This window comes from Bradyrhizobium shewense (genome assembly GCF_900094605.1).
GTDB lineage: Bacteria > Pseudomonadota > Alphaproteobacteria > Rhizobiales > Xanthobacteraceae > Bradyrhizobium > Bradyrhizobium shewense.
Genome location: NZ_FMAI01000016.1, coordinates 19,240 through 37,039 on the forward strand (window position 1 = coordinate 19,240; position 17,800 = coordinate 37,039).

Genomic DNA, 17,800 nt, shown 5'->3' on the forward strand with positions numbered 1-17,800 from the left:
TAAAAAATAAGAAAAGCGTATCCCGTGAGATCGATATTGCTACGCCTGCGAGATTTTAGAATGGGCGCAGGCAGGGATTTACTGACGCTTGCGCCGCGACTGAGCCTCTTCATGATGCCTTGCGGGTTATGTTTCGCAAAGGATTTGTCCGCAGCTTCGACAGAAACATAACGTACTTTCTCGATCTCGTAGCGGAGAACGAATGAACCGTTCCTTTCTGAAACGATGACACCAAGAGGACGAGCATGCTGGCAGCCGCTCTGGACAGACGAAATTTCGTTGCGGGAGGCCTAACGAGTCTCGCAATGCTTCTCACCGAATCCGGCGTCAAACTCAATGCGCAGACACCTCCCGTAAGACGGGAGGTCCATGATCCGGCAGCGGCACCAATGCTCCAGCTGTACAAGCGGGCCATCAAAGAGATGAAAGATCGGCCGGTCTGGGATCCGACGAGCTGGTGGTTTCAGGCGAATATTCACTGGACGCCGCAGCAGGATGATTCGAAAGGATGCTACGAAATCAATTGTTTCAACGCGCTGTTTCAGCCGCTGCCTGGCGCAACGCCGGAAGTACTCGCACGCATCCAGGCATCGCGCAGATTGGTCGCAGGAGAGGTGCCCCTAGATCCGTCTGTTGGTGTAGGACGTGATCGCATCTGGTTGAAGTGCCCACACCGCACCTACGATTTTCTGCCCTGGCATCGCGTCTACCTTTACTTCTTCGAGCGCATTATCGAGAGCGTTGTAGGTGAGCCGTTTGCTCTGCCCTACTGGAATTATCTCGATACCAGATATCGAGATTAGCAAAGGAAAGTGATGGCAGCGATAATGCACTCTACTATTCGGACCGCAGTCCGCTATGCCGCGATCCGAACGACCCGTCCGTCCCTTCATCCGAAAAGCCGTTGATCCGCGACAGTGATTTGAACTGGCAAACGGCTGCCGACCAGCGCTTTCTGGAGCGAGGGGATGTCCTGGGCCTAGACCGTGGATTCTCTTTCCAGCTGGAGAGCGCGCCTCATGATCTGGTTCACGGCCGCATCGGCGTGATCACGGATCAGAATGTCCCCCTTGGAATGGCTACGCCAGCACTAGCGGCGCGTGATCCGATCTTCTATTTGCACCATTCAAATCTCGACCGCCTATGGGAATGGTGGAGGAACCAGCCGCCACTCGAGGGTGATCCGCCTCGCACGCCTGAGTACATATGGACCCAAGAACCCTATCTATTCGTCTCGCCGAACGCTAAGAAGACCGGATTTACCGCAGGAGAGTCTTTCGGAATGGTCGGGACGGCTTACAGTTACGATCAGCTGGCCCCAGTTCCGACGGCCGTGGCTGGATCCCCCCTGGCTGCTTCCTCACCTCGCCCACCAAACCGAGTGAGCCGAAGCGACGACGTCCTGTCCGTTACTCCCCGAGGATCGGCGGCGACACAGCTCGCTCCCGAACCGGGCGCGGGGGCGCCCGTAGCTTCACCGTCGAGCCGTTGGATATTGCGATTTTCGGAAGTCAGTTCGCCAGCTGCGCCCTCGGGTGTATTCGATATCTACCTTGATGGGCCGGGCGCGGGCGCAGTTGCTGGTCAGCCTGCTGGAAGTTTTGCGCTTTTTGGTACGCACGATCATGCAATCGCAGGACACGCCGGCCAAACGGCTTCTGACAAGGTTATCGAAGTCACGAACCGCATGCGTGAACTGATCGCGCAGGGCATCGATCCGGCCAGTGTGAGGGTTACTGTAATCTCCAATTCCACCAGCGCAGCCGCCGTCAGAATTGGGAGAATAGAACTGTTCAGTCGCTGATTACTATATCAGCGCCCTTTTTCATTTAGAGTTCCTATGGCGCCACTACTCAACGAGAACCATCGCACGACGAGTGATACAAATGCCCTCAGCTCTGGTGTCCCGCGGGCGGATACAAGAGCGTTCGCATGGTCTCGCCTGTCGGCCTTCGCATTGTTGCTACAGCTGCTCGGCGCCTCAGGCATAGCCTCGGCCTCCCCGCCAGTGCTGGAGGGTTTGCAAGCGCCGAGCCAAGTGCCACGTGGCCTCGTGCTGGTTCAGGGCACGAACCTCGGTAAAGCTCGCATTATTTGGGATGCCAATTCGCCAAATCCGAAGGTCCTGCGCGGAGCCGTTCAAGGCGCTGTGATGTTCTCGATTCCTCCCGGCGTGTCTCCCGGTTCTTACGCTGTCGCCATCGAGAACGACGAGGGTCGTTCATCTCCAGTTACAATGACCATTACTGGCGCTGCACCAGCTGCGCTTCCTAGGATCGACGACATCAGTCTTCTTGATACCAGATTTGACGATGGGGGAAGGGTTCGGTGCGTTCTGTACATTCAGGGCGCAAATATGGATGTAGGCGCGACCGTACTCGTGGATGGCGTCGACCGCACTTCAGACGCGCACAAGGCGCTCTTCAACAATATGTTTGGTGCGAATCCTGCGGTGCTGGGATTTCCCATAAGACATTATCTCTCGCGCGTCGTACCTCTTGACAGCTTCCCTGCCGGGTCGGAAATCCGCGTGCAGCTACGGAATGAACTCGGAGAGTTGAGTCTGGAGCGAATATTCAAGCTGCCTCTGGATGCAAGCTCCCTGGACAGTGATGGAGACGGTATCCCCGATGTCGTTGAGATCAACGGTTATCTCGGGAGCGAACCCGGCAGCACCTTGGTCGATATCAAGGCACTGGGCGCCGATCCGTTTCGCAAGGATATATTTGTCGAAGCCGATGTCATGGACGGCATGCTGTATCGGCCAATCGAGCGACTGGGAGCTACGCCAGGTACGTTCGATATAGCGCGGGAGATGTTTGCAAATGCCCCTATTTTGAATCCGTTCGGGCCAAACGGCATCAATCTGTTTGTTGATTCCTCGGGCTCTGTTCCCTCATGGGAGCTGCTTGAGTTCCGCTCGACGCATGACCTGGCAACCCGAACTGCAAGTTTTGCTCTTCTGAAGCAGGACCACTTCAGCCCCTCGCGCCGAGGTCTTTTTCACTATGCGATCTGGGCAAGAGCCCATCCGCTGGGATGGAGCGGCGAGAGCAATATCGATTTTGACGGGTCGAAGGTCGGTAACGACTTCATGGTAACGCTCGGAGATGCTCCAGTTCAATACCAGACATTGAAGTCCCAGGCTGCGACATTCGCACACGAGCTCGGTCACAATCTGGGCCAGCGGCACGGCGGCACAAATCACTCCCGTTTCAAGCCGAACTATTGGAGCGTTATGTCTTACGCTTGGCAGCTTCGAATGAGTCAGGCTGACGCATTCCGTCGACGGTATCCGACCTGCACCCGGATCTACTATGCGACGGATGGGGCTGAAGAAATAGATGGCACTGTGCCTCAGGTGACTGGCTTTGTGATTGACTATTCGGAGGGAATTGGACCGGAACTCGCCCCCAATGCGGGTAGCCTGAATGAACAAGTCGGGGTGTGCGGCTCGCCTATCGACTGGAACAAGAACGGCGTCATCGATTCCCAATACGTGACCGCCGTTGTCGACGAGGATGAGCCCGCGGCCACCAAGGTGACGGACTACCCGAATTGGCCTAATCTCCGGTTTGACGGTCCACGTCTCGGTGGGAGGGTCACACCGTGATTGTCCTGAGTCTTGCTCTGGCTGCGCTGACGACAATCTCCGCTCTCGGTGGCGCTTCTAATAGCGGGCGCTTTCGAAACCCACAGTTGGTGCAGGCTGATCCGACGATCGACGCCCTGAGGAATAAGCTGCAGCAGCAGGACGCCGTTGAGAACCGCTTGCGTGCTGTTGTGCCGCCCGGAAGAATGCAAAATACGGACCTGAACCAAGCCGTTAACCCGCCGACGTCGACAAGCGACGCCGACAAGATTGGCCGCGTGCAGCGCCTGATAGAGGAGATGGAACGCAGGAAAGGTGCAGAAACCGGTACCGTTCGGGTGCACCCTTCGACAGGCGGCACAGTTCGGCTGGAATTTGATGTGAAGAAAATGAATCGTAACTTCACTGCAGGTGTCGAAGTTCCGATGGGAAATACGATCGCAATGCCGCCCGATCCTGCCATTGACGCGGTGATCGCACCCGCAGACGTTGAATATCGGGTCAATTCGGACCACGCCTCCGAAGAACAGGTGGTGGCGGTAAAGCGAAACAGTGAAGTGCTCGCCACAGCGTTCCGGTCCGGCGAACTACCGGTCTCCCTCGACGTCCAAACAGCGAACCTTAGGGCCCGTCAAATAGCCGGCCCGGCAGGAGAGCTCGCTGTAGCGGTGACAGTTGGCGCCGAGACGCGAGAATTGACTCCGGGAATGTCGAGCCAGTTCGGCAACATTGAGGTCTCGATACAAACAAGCTCCAATCGCTCCAATACCAAGCAATACAACGAGGGGCCGGCTTACGCACTGCGGTTGCAGGTGCGGTCGATAAAATAACTTTCAGGCTCGGGACCGCTGAATACCATTCTCCTGAGCCGGAGTGAATCCTCAGCTCGCTTCAGGCGCGCACGTGTCGGAGCGCGAAGAATACCTATCTCTACCCGTTAGTTTGCCGCAGGAGAATGGCCGGTAATTCCTCGCCGGTCCTTCAGGCAATGCGTAAGCTGACATTTTTTCTTGCCTGCCTGACAAGCAGCGATAGAATAGCTCTGGTTGTGGATACAACGAAATGCACGGAGCAATGATGCTGTCTCGATGCAGTATTTCAGCCCCCTATATTGCTATTGTCCTCCTGGCCCTAATTGCGAGTACCGGGCTGGCTTGCGCGCAGGTGCCTGTCACGGACCCTTGCGCCCCCTACCCGCGCAATCCGCAGCAGCGTGAGGCTTGGATCAAAGAGCTCATCAGAAGCTTTGGCTTTGCCGATTTTCATGAACCTGCTGTCGTCCGACCGACAAACCAAAGCGCCCCCTACGAGCTCGTTGTCCAATACTCGAAGGGGAAGAAAGTCGCAGGGTGTGATGTTGAGCTTCGCTCCTATAACGGCGATCTCGTTGGCTCCACCATTCGCGCAAGACCGGGTGATACGCTCTACATCCGCCTGACGAACAAACTGCCAGATGTGACGCATCATCACCCGCAGGATCCACATCCGGCTGACCATGACGGTGATTTCAGCTTCAATATCACCAATCTTCACACACACGGGCTGCACACCTCCCCGTCCGGCTACGGCGACAACGTTTTCCTGGAGATACGGCCAGAGAAGTATCCGGGTGACCCCAAGGCTACGCAGCTGTATCGGATCCACATCCCCGACAAGCATCCGACAGGTACCTTCTGGTATCACGCTCACTTTCATGGCAGCACCGGCGTGCAGGTTTCCAGCGGGATGGCAGGAGCTCTCATCATCGAGGGTGGTCAGGATGCAAATGGTGGGCTGGATGCCGTACCCGAAATCAAGGCTGCCGAACAAAAAGTCTTCGTTCTTCAGCAGATAAGATTTGGACCTGACGGAAAGCTTGAGGACTTCGACACGGCAATTCCGGACCGGCAGTGGTCGCGTAACATTACAGTAAATGGCGTGTTCGTTCCGACGATCCGGATTCATCCGGGCGAGGTGCAGCGATGGCGCTTTGTTCATGCGGGCGTCGAAGACAATATCGCCCTGGCACTCGACGGCCATCAGCTCCATGAAATCGCAGCAGATGGACTGGCCTTGGGTCGCCGGGTGGACTGGCCAGCGGCCGAGCCTTCTCAAGAGGGTGTCCGCGAGTTGCTGCTCGGTCCCGGTTACCGCAGTGACGTTCTGGTCAAGGCCGCCCCTCTCGCCCCTGGCGAGACATCGAAGGAGTACTTCCTGCGAGACGGCATGTTGCCCGCCGCCCTGTCGTTGCAAGCCGCAACCGCGGCAATCCGGGTCGCGCAGTCAAGAGCGGCCTTCAATGCAGGGGATCTCATTGCCGACATCGGAAACAAACCGCAACGCATCATTGCACGAGTGCTCATTGAGGGCGCCTCCAGAGACATGGCATTGCCGAGTGGCGAAGAGCTGCGTGACCGTGTCCCGAGCGACCTCGTTCCGATCAGGGACGAGGAATTGACCGACGCGGAACAGTCGGTGCGCTTCGATGGCATGAGCCGCCGCTCCTGTACCCCGGACGGCAATTGCCCGATATGCCAGACCGAAACTCCCGACTGCAAGCTTCATTTTACGTCGAATGAACGAGTCTTTATGCCCGAGCATGCGCCGCGCGTGCTCAAGCTAGGTCAAGCATCCAAATGGACCATAACAGGTGATGGGATTTTCCCTCATCCTTTTCATATTCACGTCAACCCGTTCGAAGTAGAGCGCGAGGAGCCCGCGAAGGATGGCAAGATGCAGCAGGCGAAACTTTGGAAGGATACGATCATCCTGCCAGCCGGTGGCCAACCAAAGCCGATAGTCATCAGGTCTCGATATTTGGACTACGAAGGAGAGTTTGTCATGCATTGTCACATCCTCGGACACGAGGATATGGGAATGATGGAACGCGTCAAAATTGCAAAGTAAGGACCCTGTCTCATGGCCAGCTATAATGTCACGATCAAGAATTTCGCTTTTTCCCCGTCGCAAATTGAAATCAAACAAGGGGACAAAGTCATATGGACAAGTGAGGATACTGTTGCGCATACCGTAACGGCTGATGGTGGCGAGTTCGACAGCGGCGACATGGTCAAGGGTGACCCGCCCTTCGAGCATACGTTTGGAACGACCGGAGAAATCCCGTACCACTGTGACCATCACGGCGGAATGAGGGGAAAGGTTACCGTAAAGACATAGAAGGGAGGCCTCCTCACTTTTGGAAGGGCGTCCTGCACAAGTCGGACAGATTTGTCTCTGGTTCGCCTGCGCGCCAAACCGGCCCTCAGACAAGGACGGCCCCGTCCGTTAGAGACGAGACTATCGGTAAAGCGCCGAGTGCGGCGGCTGGCTTGGTTATTGATCTGCGAGCTGGATCGTCCGAAGAACCACTGAGTCATCCTCGGTCTCAAGCGTAACCGTGTCTGTAGGCCCCACGATCCAGAATTCGCCTAACCCGCGTTCCCGCCAGTTGCCGTTGATGATTGTCGTGAGCTTTCCTGCCCTCAACTCATAGATCAGAAAGCCGCCTTGGGCTTTGAGCGGGAGCGAAGACCCTGCCCCTGCCGCTGGCGAAGCCGCCGTAGTTGAGCCAGCCACGCGGGTGCCAGGGCGCAGACTTATTTCCTGATAGTGAAGTACCGGCACGTCCTGACCAGCACCCCCCGCTTGTGGCACTGCAGCTGGTCGGTTCCTCCCGACGACGCGTTGAGCGATCAGCGGGCCGGAGTAGCGGTCGCGAGCGAAAATGCCTGCCGTATTTGCGGCAGTTTGTGCCCAAACGGGCTCGCGAGACAACGAGAGTATGGCGATGGCGATGGCGATGACGATGAGGACGCGAAGTGGGACGCTGCTCATCGATGTTCTCCGGTTATCTGGCCATTTCGAGCATGTAGAGTACGCCGGCGGTTGTCGCAATGAACACTCGGCCATCGGCGAGGACGGGCTCGGTGAAAATGCGGTCACTAGTGTTACCGGGGTCAAGATCGATGTCCGCGAGGATTTGAGGACGGGGAACGAGTCTGAAACCGTTGGGCACGCAGTCCGCCTGTAAAACCTCCGGATTATCGCATATCGACCCCGCCGGTGGCCAGACCGATGGATCTGCGAGCACAACGAGGTGCCCTTGGGCGGTGCCCAGAAACACGATGCCCCGCGTGACCGTCGGCGGCCCAAGCTGGTAGGCCGTATTTTTCCTCGTGCCCGGAATGTCTGCTACCCACCGCACTGGACCAGAAGGCCCTACGCAGACGTCGAGCGCATGCAACCGGGTGAACCCGGGTGGTACCTGCCCGGCTTCCACCGTATAGCCACCGGTCGTCGTGATGAAAGTGTCGCGCCAAGCAGCGCCCGGAATCAGATAGCGCGTATCTCCGTGGGTTCCGCTTGTAAAAGGGATGCCCGTTGGAGGAAATTGCCAGCGTACCACCGGATTTCCCCCCGCACCGGCACCCGCACGTGCAGCATAGCTCCAGCCATCCTTCTGCGTCGAAGCAACCGTAGCTCCGCAACGTGCGTCCAGCAGGGTAGGACCTGACGCCCAATCGGGATCATCGTCCATGTTGAATGGCACCGGCTTGAGCTTCCACTCGAGTGCGCCGGTTGCGGCATTCAGTCTTAGCAGACTTAGCGAGTGATCGACACTTGGCTGCGGTTGACTTCCGCCGTTCCAGAGCCGCGCATTACCGGTTGTCGCGTAGATTGCATTGCCCAACAGTCCCCCCGCCAGTGAGGACCAGATTCCGCCGCCACGCGTGCTCGTAGCCTTGAAATCGAAGGAAGCAACGATGTTGCCGGAATTGATGTCGACCGAAGCGACACGCCCGTTCTGGATCGGGCTATCTGCATGGTTTGCGATCCCCACATACACACGATTTCCGATTACGAGTGGCGAGGAGTAACCGATATTCTCGTGCAGTTCTCGCCCATCGCCTGGTGTGAGCCCATTGAGAGCCGCGATCTCTGGAGACTTCCAGATTTCCGCACCGGTCGCGGGATCGAGAGCAAAGAGCCGACCGCTGCCCAACTTGCGTCCGACAGATTGGTCGGGCCCCCCGAAAATAACTGCATCTCTCTCCCTGACCCTGCCGATTGACGCGCTCGCCGGCAGTCCTTCGGAAGAAGGGTTATGTGCGGAGACTGTCTCATATTGCGAGCGCAGCGCTGGATCGCCGGCCTTTGGATATTGCCAGAGCAGATTGCCGCTCGCCGCATCGATAGCGTAGAGCCTCCCATTGCCGTTTCCGATGAAAACACGCCCCTGGTGGACGATGGCAGATGCGCGGAAACCGCGTGGATCATCCGGTGGCTGGAACGTCCACTTTACCTTAAGCGTCTTGACCTGTTGCGGGTCCGCCAGTGGAGAGTCGAACGGCTGCTGCGCGTCCCGCAGTCCACTGTGCCGGAAAGCAGGCCACTCCCGCGAACAGACTTTCGGATCACGGTCTCCACAGCCGGCGTTGGCGACGTAAACGAGATCCGCCACACAACGTCCCATCGACTGCACCACTGATATCTTCTCGCCTTCCTTTATCGCGCGCGTCAGAGCGACCTGGGCACCACCTCCATCCCCGATTTCTTCAGCCTCTGCGTAAATGCTGATCCTTGATCCGGGGACGAACTCCACTACCTCGATGATCGTATCACCCGGTAGCGGCTGACGAATCTTTGCGGCGGGCAGCTGGCTGCAGGGCTTCGCCGGCGTCTTCGGTCCCGGTGCACTGGCAGTACACAGTGCCTGAGTTGCCCAGTAGTTGCCGGTCCCCTTCCCGCGAGGGTTCAGTCCAATCTGTTGCGCACCGCCAGGAGTGGGCTGTCCCCCGACCTGGTTGGGATTCGGTATCATGTTGTCAGTGAACACCTTGATATCGGCACCGTTGAGCAGCGGACTCGATGCCGGCCCGCGCACCACAGCAACGGGGGCACCTTCATACACCGTGTCAACTACCGGCCCCGGCAATGAGGACGGTTGCGACTGCACAATCTCGGCGCGCGACCCCGGACTGACATCGCGGCAAATTCCGGACTGCGCGGTGATGCGTTGCCCCTTCCGAAACGCGGGGTTCACGAACGTATAGGCAAAATCCGCGTTACCACCTATCTCGGTTTTCGGACCGAAACCACCGCCCGCCAGCGGATCCTCGGCAAATACTTTCCACCATGCCCCAGGGATTACGTCGGCAATGCCGACTGCCCGCCCGCAATCGTAACAAGGCGCCGGATTCAACCGCGGCTGCGGCAGGCCTGCTGGATAGTCATCCTTGTAGGACGTGACCGTCACCGCATTCGAAGGCTTGCTTTTCACTCCACCCGCAACCTGGACAGCAGTGATGACTTGCCCGATTTCAAATGGCGTCGCTACCTTGATCGGCTGATTGGCGATCTCGGACGCAGTGGCCGAACCAATGGGATTTGGTTGGCCAGCAAGGTAGATCTCGATCTGCGCATCCGGAACGTAGCCGTTCACGACAACCGTCTGAGCGCATTCGTAGATCGGTCTTGTGAGCAGGACCGGCGAGACCACCTCCGGATTGTTTTGAAATCTTCCGCCACCCGGTTGCAGATGCGGGTCTCGCTCGGGCGCTGGCTGTGCGCTCACGACAGGGCAACCGACCATCATTGCGCTCACGATGATGGAAATGGCCAAACGAAACTGCATGCGCCCCTCCCTTTCCAAAAAAAGTGCTCTCAGTGCCGTGCTGGCGAAAGCACAATCAGTCGCGCGACAAAGGGGCGTTCCCCGCCAGTATTGTCGACTGCAATCCGCTGGTCGCTATCGAGCGCAATGACAGCGCCGGGACGCACCTGCTGGGACTTGCCGTCAACAATCAGAGTCGCTTCACCGGCCTCTACGTCCAGCATTGCACGACCAGGCGCGGCAAGTTCTTCGGAGGCTTTACGCGCACCGACCAGCAGGTCGATCACCTCGACAGTCCGACCTCCCGCGTCACCTTTGAAAATTGATCGGCTGAGCAGCCCGGGCACGAGTTGTCGATACCCGCCAGGCACGTCGACCTGAGCAAAGGCACTTTTGACTGGGACAACTATCGAGATTGATATGAGGACTGCGCCGCAACAACGGGAACGGATCGCCAGAAGCATATCATCCACCTAAATAAGAAGACCAAATCTTGCCACTTGACTGCAGGCCAAACCTTCAGACCTGTCGCATTCGGACATGCGGTATCAATGTTGGCTTCGAGTCAGAGCTACACACTTCTCGAGATAAAGCGCCTCTGGAAAAAAGGCCGGCTTACTTCCCTTGGTACCACTTGAAAACTTTTTTCGGCGCTAACAGAATTGCGGCTACATTTCGAAATCCTTTCGTTGATCCAAACTTGCCGAAGCCTAGAACTTGGAAAAGTGCCTTGGCCCGCGACTGGTATCCTCCCCGGAGCGACCACGATCTCGCCGGCGTAATCTTTAGCTCACGACTGTTTGTCGCACCTCCCGCTCGGGCATAAAGCTTAAGTAGCATTATTATTCGCTCACGCTTTTATAGATTTCAATCTAAAAGAGTGACAGCATAGCTTACTATTTTCGCGAGCTCTTACCTCCGCTCATAACGTTAGGACACTGAAATCGTCACGACGGCCTGGGCAACTTCCGCGCGGGGGCACAAACGAGGTGAGTAACCGCGGCACGACCTGTTGACTTAATGGCCTGCGCGCGCCGCCCAGATAGACACCGGACGCCGCTTGGCCTAACCGGGACACCCAAATAGGTGGTCTCTGCTTCTCCGTCCAAGTGGAGTGAAGCCCCCTCTTGAGGCCGGCTGGCACCGCTCACTTATCCGACAAGCAGCGGGGACGCCAGTACACCCAATCCATTGCCAGCCAGGAGGTGACCGACATGCGAGCGAGCGACATCCTGGATCATCTCGTCTCGTGATTCGACGGCGGCTCTCCGCCAGCAACGTTGCACCTGGTCGATGACATAACTGTTCCAGGGATTGTCGCGCTTTATGTTGGCGCGGTTGCCGGCATGTTCATTCAGGCGTTAATAATGGTGGATATAGCAACGGGGTGGGCGGAACGCTTTCCGCTCGTCGTGCGTGAAGGAGCTCTTGTGGTCGAGGCTCTCAAGCGCGCAGAACCTATTCCCCTGGCCCATTCGTGGGCTCGATTTTGATAACGACAGCGCCTTCATGAACGACGCGGTCGTGTCGTGGTGCTGTTCTCACCCTGTCGAAGTCCCTTGTTCCAAGGCCTACCAAGAGAAGGTCAGGCGTTCGTTTAATAAAAGAACTGCCCAGATTAGGGAGTGTTGGTTGCGGTCAGGGGTAACACTCGATTGCTTGCGATTTGATAAGAGGTCCAAGGTTTGCTGCATGCGAGGACGCTTACGGGCCATTTGATTAAGAGTGAGCCTCGACGCGAGAACATCAATAACTTACCGGCCGCACCACAAGGGTCAGCCTACCCAAAGTGACGTATTGTCGGGTTATCGGCGGACGAAAACATCGAGAACACGACGTATCGTCGCCGTCAGCCTCGCCATCGATCCGGATGCGGTGCCCGGTATCAAGAGCAATGTCGATGATGCTCTGGTCCTTTCGTTGACGCGCTGCCGTCGTCGTCAATGGCGCTTCGGCCACTTCCCGCGGCGGTGCGGACGATCCAATCTCGACCGCCACGAAGGCGCTATGAACTCGCTTCAGCGTGCTTGCAAAGCTCCTTGCGCCACCTGGACAGCTGACTCACATGAGGCCGGCCATGCGAGCCGCCGCGGAAACACTGGTACCGAGCTCACCGATGCTGCAACAACTCGCTCCTTCTCACCCAGCGACCAACGCGCCGCCGCTCTACCGATGTGATCACCTCCGCTCTCGAAATCGTCCTCGCGCTTCTCACGCTGGCGATTGTCTAATCAAAGTCGAGGTTGGAGGCGGCTTGACCGCTTCGTGACACCGGACGCGTGCGGTTTCGGATTGCATAGGCAGCAGATCAACTACTTGATCCTTATAACTAATTTTTCTGCTAGCGACAAGCTGTTACACAGCTATGTGCCGCCTTTACCGCCGACAGCCATTAGGGCCTCGATAGGCGTTCGATTGGTCGCCTACCGAGCGCGGAGGAACGCTCCAAGCGCTCCTCGTGGAAAAGTTGGGCTAACCGCCGTTTTCAACTCAGAATCACAGTACAATTCGAAGTTTGGTTAGATCATTCAACGGGGCGCAAATGGAAACGCAGGTAAGCTCAGCTCCGGATGCCTCTTTCACATCCGTCAAGACGGCCAAAGCGCTGGTTGCAGAACAAGCCAGCAACGAGATCGTGTTTGCAGTTGTCGGCTATGTCGGATCGGGCACGAGCGAAATCGCAACTACTTTGAAAACACTCCTGGAAAATCCGGCCCTGCCTGGCGGCCGGTATGAAGCTCACATCTTGAAGGCGCGCAAGGTCATTGAAGACTGGGCAATAAACTCCGGTGAGACCGTGCCGGTCACTCCGCAGAACGACCTAGCTACTACAACGAGATTTCAAGACCTAGGCGACAAGATGCGAGCAGGCGGCGATTACGCAATAGTTGCGAGACGTCTGGTTGATGTGATTCGCCTCACCCGCGCGGCTAAGCTTGGTATCAGTAATCCGGGCGAAGACCCTGTCCCTCCCGATGGTGTGCGAAGAGCCTACATACTCGATTCCATCAGGCACCCAGCAGAAGTCGAGCTATTACGGCGCGTCTATCAGGACGCATTCGTTTTGGTGGGAATTGTTTGCGAGGCCAAAGTTCGTCAGAACCGCATAGTAAATAAATACACAAATGCGGGCGCGGGAGATGCAGAGAAGTTCATGAAGAGAGACGCTCGCGATATCGAGAAGCATGGGCAGCGTGTCTCTGATGCTTTTCATATGGCCGATTTCTTCGTCGATAACACGACCGACCAATTTCTCGAAGGGCAAGAACCGAATCCTGATTGGGACATAAGCGATAATCTATCACGACTTATCCGAATCATGACCGTCGCAGACGTTGTTCGGCCGACCATTTCGGAAACCGCAATGCATGACGCATATGGAGCTTCCCTCCAAAGCGCATGCCTGTCGCGCCAAGTGGGTGCCGCACTCCTGGACGCCACGGGAAATATTGTCGCCACCGGAACGAATGAAGTGCCACGCGCAGGAGGGGGCGTTTACGGCGAATCCTTTCAGTCTCACCAGGACGACCACCGCTGTGTATTCCAAAAGGTCGGGAAGTATTGCAGCAACACAAGAGAACAAAATACCATCATCAACAAACTTATTGAAGACATTCCAGAGTTACACGCTCTCGACAATATTCGTAAAAATAAGCTGCGATTGGACCTGCGCGAGAGCCGCGTCGGCGACCTTCTGGAATTTAGTCGGGCAGTGCATGCGGAAATGGACGCTGTCTTTTCAGCCGGCCGGAAGGGCGTCACTACGATCGGGACCCGACTATTTGTGACGACATTCCCTTGTCACTATTGCGCCAGAGGCATCGTCGCCGCAGGCATTGATGAGGTGCAATACATTGAGCCGTATCCCAAAAGCCAAGCCCTATCACTTCATCCGGACGCGATTACGATCAACGCGAAGGACTGGAGGGAGCCAAGCAAAGGTGGAAATAAAGTGTTGTTTCGAGCCTTCACAGGAGTCGCTCCACGTCTTTACAAGCGGGCGTTCCTCAAAGATCGAGACCTGAAAGACTCAACCACAGGCAACTTTCAAATTGGATCGCCGGAATGGGGCTCGCCATGGCACCTTCATGGTGTCAGCTACGTGGAACTGGAATCAGCTCTAGTGAAGTCAAAATGATGGGCCGCCCTGTCAGACCAAAAGCTAATTTTCTTCGATTGGTCGACTCCGGCCCTGCGGAGCCCTTGACTGAAAACTCTTTCGCTCGACCAGCATGGCAAAACACCTTGTTTGCCAGCGCGAATCCTTCGCTGATTGTCATCGTCGACTGCGAGCATGTCACCGAACATGAGCTAACAACGACACTTGCCGGCTCGAAACCAAAGTACGTGTTAGACATTCGTCGCGTTCCCCGATTTGACATCGGTCGCCTTACGCGACGCGCTGCTTTTGTAGCGTTCCAGGCCGCTGGAGCACAATATATCGATTTGACGAGCATTCATCGCCAGAACAAATCTAGTTCAGCCCCCGACAGCATTGGACGAGCGATTAATGACGCTCTTTCTTTTTCGTCGAAAGATGGCGCGATAGCAGTACTGGTTGAGAACAATCAATTTTCTGAGGACTACATCACTGCTGTTTTGGACGCATTGCCTTCGGAGAACGATGAGCCCTGGGACGTGTTTAGAGTCCCGCTTGCTGCAAGCGCCGTACCAGCACCGAGCTATCGTGAAGTTGTCTTCATTAGTCATGCGAACCCGAAAGACAACGAATTCGCAGTATGGCTTGCTCAACAACTCACCCTTTGCGGATATTCCGTTTGGTGTGATGTGAACAACCTTTCGGCCGGCGACAGATTTTGGGAGGACATTGAGAATTGCATCCGCAATCGGTGCGCCAAAGTCATAGTGGTGTTATCGAAAACTTCGCAATCGGCCTCCGGCGTCCTCGACGAAATTGATCTAGCGATTCGGGTGGAAAGGGCATCTCAGCTCACGCGATTTGTTCTGCCAGTGCGACTTGATGATCTACCTTTCGCTGAAGTTCGTGCCAATCTCGGGCGAAAGAACATAATCGACTTCCATAAGAACTGGGCATCGGGACTTAAAGCGATCATAGATGCCCTTGCCCGAGATCGAGTGCCTCGGATAGACAGCGCGGGGCTTAGCGTCCTCAATTTTGGCGCGCAAAAGAACCACGCCAATCGCGTGATTGATCGACCCGAACGGTTGACGAGCAATTGGTTGGCGATCAGAAAGCTTCCGCCGTTCGTATACTATTACGACGTTGCGGCACCCCTAGAGCAAGTCGATGCGATAGCCGCCGCCATGCGAACGCCTTCGTTCAGGCATCTTCGCCTCATCGGGACGTTTTCTGACGCGAAGCAATTCGCCCTTTCCGATCACCCCGATATACTGACCGAAAGATACAAGGTCGGCATTGAAGACTTTCTGACTGGTCACTCAACGAATGCCTCTTCCGTGAAGCCACGTGAAGCGCACAACATAACGATCAGCATGTTGCGCCAAGCTTGGAACAAAGAAATGGCTGACCGAGGCCTCAGAAGCTTCGCCATGGCCTCCAACTCTCTTGCTTGGTATATGCCGTCGAATCTTTTGGACCGCAACACAGTCACCTTCCTCGACTCCGACCAGAAAAAGCGCAGGAAGGTGATGGTGAACTGGAGCGAGCGGAGAAAGGTCTTCTGGCATTTCGCGGTCGAGGCCCGCCCCAGCCTTGGACTTCAACCAAGATATACACTTCGCCAGCACGTGATTTTTACGGCTGACGGGCAGACACCGCTTGTCAGCAAGGAGCGGATGCATGTGCTGCGCAGGCGGTTTTGCAAGAGTTGGTGGAACGACCGTTGGCGCGATCTGCTCATTGGATTTGTGGCATGGCTAAATTCTTCAAACGGGTTGACATTGGACGCGAGCTTGCAGGTAGAGCTCGACCAGCAACTCCTAAGCTTCGTCTCCCCTGTGTCTCTCGAAAGTGATCAAGACATCATCGACGGTCACACCGAGACGGATGATGACGAGCTTTCGGATGATGACTTTGACGTCTCGGACGAAATGGACGATCTGGGTTCAGATATGCGGGATACTAGCGAAGCATGATTGAATCCGATCGGATTGAACTCGTGCCGGAGCCAAAACTAGAGTTTGGCTTTAGGCAACAATTGGAGGACCCCCGCGACGGTCTCTTCCTCTTCGGACCTATCGCTGATCATCGTAAGCCAGCCCAGATTCGTGCAGGGGTAATAGGGACGCAACAAGGCGTATCTATCTTCAGAGAATGGTTAAGGAAGGTTAGCTCGTTCATTCCCGCTCCGGCTAACAGTGCATCCCGCCAATTCGCGTTTCCAGGGTTTGAGGCCGCTTTCCGCACGCCCTGGCCAATAAACTCCGTTGCTGAGCTTGCCGTATCTGCAACCGACGTCGGAAACGCGATCCGCCAGAGTGACCGTCACAAAGCTATTTATGACACCGTTTCTCTGTTTGAACGTTCAATTAGGAGGCAACTCCGAGATGACGACGCGCAAGTGGACGTTTGGTTCGTCGTGATCCCGGACGAGGTTTGGCGACTTGGGCGACCGCTATCCAGACTGAGCAAAGCTGAAGCGATAATTTCCAAACCTTCGATGGGGGCCCGCGTCGCTCGGCGACTATTCCGCGAACCTTCGTTGTTCTCCGAGGAAATGAACGAAGCGGAGATGTACCGCTACGAATTGAACTTTCATCATCAGCTAAAGGCGCGATTAATTAGGTCGCGGGCTGTTGTTCAAGTTGTACGCGAGAGCACCCTTCTAGTAGGCGAAATTGACGACGCCTCCCAGAGGCGACTACAAGATGGCGCTAGCGTCGCGTGGAATCTCTGCACTACCGCCTACTTCAAGAGTGGGGGCCGACCTTGGAAGCTAGCCAACGTTCGCGAAGGGGTCTGCTATGTTGGGCTCGTCTTCAAGATGAACACGACGGATACCACTCAGGGCAACGCGTGTTGCGGGGCGCAGATGTTCTTAGACTCAGGGGATGGGCTAGTCTTTAAGGGAGCAATGGGCCCTTGGTATTCCGGCGAGACGAAGGAGTTTCATCTTCCTAGAGTTGAAGCACGGGCTTTGATGTCTAGTCTGCTTCAATCCTACTATGACGAGCACAAGCGAGAACCTGTAGAGTTATTCATCCACGGCCGTACTCGTTTTAGCGACGAAGAGTGGCAGGGCTTTCGCGAAGCTGTTCCCGAAAATGTAAATCTAGTCGGAGTACGGATAACTCGATCTCAGGAGATGAAGCTGTTTGCGACGGGTCGTTTGCCAATCCTACGTGGCACGACCTATCGGCTCAGCCAAAGGCGTGCATTGCTTTGGACGAGTGGTTTCATTCCCCAGCTTGGAACGTACCCCGGCCGTGAGACGCCGAACCCACTTCTTATAGAAATAACGCGGGGAGAAGCAAATCTTTCAACGGTTGTTGCGGACGTCATGGGCTTAACGAAGGTGAACTTCAACGCATGCCTCTTCGCTGATGGATTGCCTGTGACGTTGCGGTTCGCGGACGCTGTCGGAGAAATCTTGACGGCCGCACCAATCTCGGAAGGTGCTCCGCTGCCGTTCCGGCATTACATTTAGCGAAGAAGCATTCCTCGCTCCTCACAC

The 17,800-nt window shown here is 56.2% G+C and carries 12 protein-coding genes; 9 read left to right on the forward strand and 3 right to left on the reverse strand.

From position 1 onward, the window contains the following. The first annotated feature begins 305 nt into the window (after positions 1–305). From GA0061098_RS27005 to GA0061098_RS27030, 6 genes are all read left to right on the forward strand, one after another. Positions 306–803, forward strand: coding sequence for a tyrosinase family protein (locus GA0061098_RS27005; RefSeq protein ID WP_165637629.1), 498 nt, complete (start codon positions 306–308; stop codon positions 801–803). A 101-nt stretch (positions 804–904) separates the two neighbouring features. Beyond that, positions 905–1,804 carry a tyrosinase family protein gene (locus tag GA0061098_RS27010; RefSeq protein WP_208610685.1) on the forward strand — a complete coding sequence of 300 codons (900 nt, stop codon included), beginning with the start codon at positions 905–907 and terminating at the stop codon, positions 1,802–1,804. Between the two features lie 36 nt (positions 1,805–1,840). Then, positions 1,841–3,613, forward strand: coding sequence for a hypothetical protein (locus GA0061098_RS27015; RefSeq protein ID WP_129590946.1), 1,773 nt, complete (start codon positions 1,841–1,843; stop codon positions 3,611–3,613). Next, complete coding sequence (locus GA0061098_RS27020) at positions 3,610–4,422, forward strand: hypothetical protein (RefSeq protein WP_091963767.1); 813 nt, start codon at positions 3,610–3,612, stop codon at positions 4,420–4,422. The genes GA0061098_RS27015 and GA0061098_RS27020 overlap by 4 nt, the downstream gene beginning before the upstream one ends. 232 nt (positions 4,423–4,654) lie before the next feature. Further along, positions 4,655–6,478, forward strand: a complete 1,824-nt coding sequence (locus tag GA0061098_RS27025; RefSeq protein WP_091963771.1) for a multicopper oxidase family protein — start codon at positions 4,655–4,657, stop codon at positions 6,476–6,478. A gap of 12 nt (positions 6,479–6,490) precedes the next feature. After that, positions 6,491–6,748, forward strand: coding sequence for a plastocyanin/azurin family copper-binding protein (locus GA0061098_RS27030; protein WP_091963773.1), 258 nt, complete (start codon positions 6,491–6,493; stop codon positions 6,746–6,748). A gap of 156 nt (positions 6,749–6,904) precedes the next feature. Here the strand turns inward: GA0061098_RS27030 and GA0061098_RS27035 are convergent, their stop codons facing one another. From GA0061098_RS27035 to GA0061098_RS44035, 3 genes are read right to left on the reverse strand one after another with little or no spacing between them, the layout of a single operon-like run. Next, the gene (locus GA0061098_RS27035) at positions 6,905–7,405 is read right to left on the reverse strand and encodes a hypothetical protein (RefSeq protein ID WP_091963775.1); all 501 of its coding nucleotides are present in this window, start codon (positions 7,403–7,405) and stop codon (positions 6,905–6,907) included. A gap of 13 nt (positions 7,406–7,418) precedes the next feature. Continuing rightward, the gene (locus tag GA0061098_RS27040) at positions 7,419–10,205 is read right to left on the reverse strand and encodes an outer membrane protein assembly factor BamB family protein (RefSeq protein ID WP_129590947.1); all 2,787 of its coding nucleotides are present in this window, start codon (positions 10,203–10,205) and stop codon (positions 7,419–7,421) included. 29 nt (positions 10,206–10,234) lie between these two features. Then, positions 10,235–10,471 carry a cupin domain-containing protein gene (locus GA0061098_RS44035; protein WP_129590948.1) on the reverse strand — a complete coding sequence of 79 codons (237 nt, stop codon included), beginning with the start codon at positions 10,469–10,471 and terminating at the stop codon, positions 10,235–10,237. Between the two features lie 2,255 nt (positions 10,472–12,726). Between GA0061098_RS44035 and GA0061098_RS27055 the strand changes: the two genes are divergently transcribed. From GA0061098_RS27055 to GA0061098_RS27065, 3 genes are all read left to right on the forward strand, one after another. Next, positions 12,727–14,322 (forward strand): anti-phage dCTP deaminase, encoded by a 1,596-nt coding sequence (locus GA0061098_RS27055; RefSeq protein WP_091963787.1) that lies wholly within the window; start codon positions 12,727–12,729, stop codon positions 14,320–14,322. A 65-nt stretch (positions 14,323–14,387) separates the two neighbouring features. Beyond that, positions 14,388–16,262, forward strand: a complete 1,875-nt coding sequence (locus GA0061098_RS27060) for a toll/interleukin-1 receptor domain-containing protein (protein ID WP_165637630.1) — start codon at positions 14,388–14,390, stop codon at positions 16,260–16,262. Then, entirely contained in the window at positions 16,259–17,773 is a 1,515-nt protein-coding gene (locus GA0061098_RS27065; RefSeq protein WP_091963793.1) for an argonaute/piwi family protein, read from the forward strand. The genes GA0061098_RS27060 and GA0061098_RS27065 overlap by 4 nt, the downstream gene beginning before the upstream one ends. Positions 17,774–17,800 lie beyond the last annotated feature (27 nt).

Coding starts and splice junctions, on each gene's coding strand:
- GA0061098_RS27065 (WP_091963793.1), top strand. CDS start 16,259: ATGATTGAATCCGATCGGATTGAACTCGTGCCGGAGCCAAAACTAGAG.
- GA0061098_RS27055 (WP_091963787.1), top strand. CDS start 12,727: ATGGAAACGCAGGTAAGCTCAGCTCCGGATGCCTCTTTCACATCCGTC.
- GA0061098_RS27040 (WP_129590947.1), bottom strand. CDS start 10,205: ATGCAGTTTCGTTTGGCCATTTCCATCATCGTGAGCGCAATGATGGTC.
- GA0061098_RS27005 (WP_165637629.1), top strand. CDS start 306: ATGCTTCTCACCGAATCCGGCGTCAAACTCAATGCGCAGACACCTCCC.
- GA0061098_RS27035 (WP_091963775.1), bottom strand. CDS start 7,405: ATGAGCAGCGTCCCACTTCGCGTCCTCATCGTCATCGCCATCGCCATC.
- GA0061098_RS27030 (WP_091963773.1), top strand. CDS start 6,491: ATGGCCAGCTATAATGTCACGATCAAGAATTTCGCTTTTTCCCCGTCG.
- GA0061098_RS27015 (WP_129590946.1), top strand. CDS start 1,841: ATGGCGCCACTACTCAACGAGAACCATCGCACGACGAGTGATACAAAT.
- GA0061098_RS27025 (WP_091963771.1), top strand. CDS start 4,655: ATGCACGGAGCAATGATGCTGTCTCGATGCAGTATTTCAGCCCCCTAT.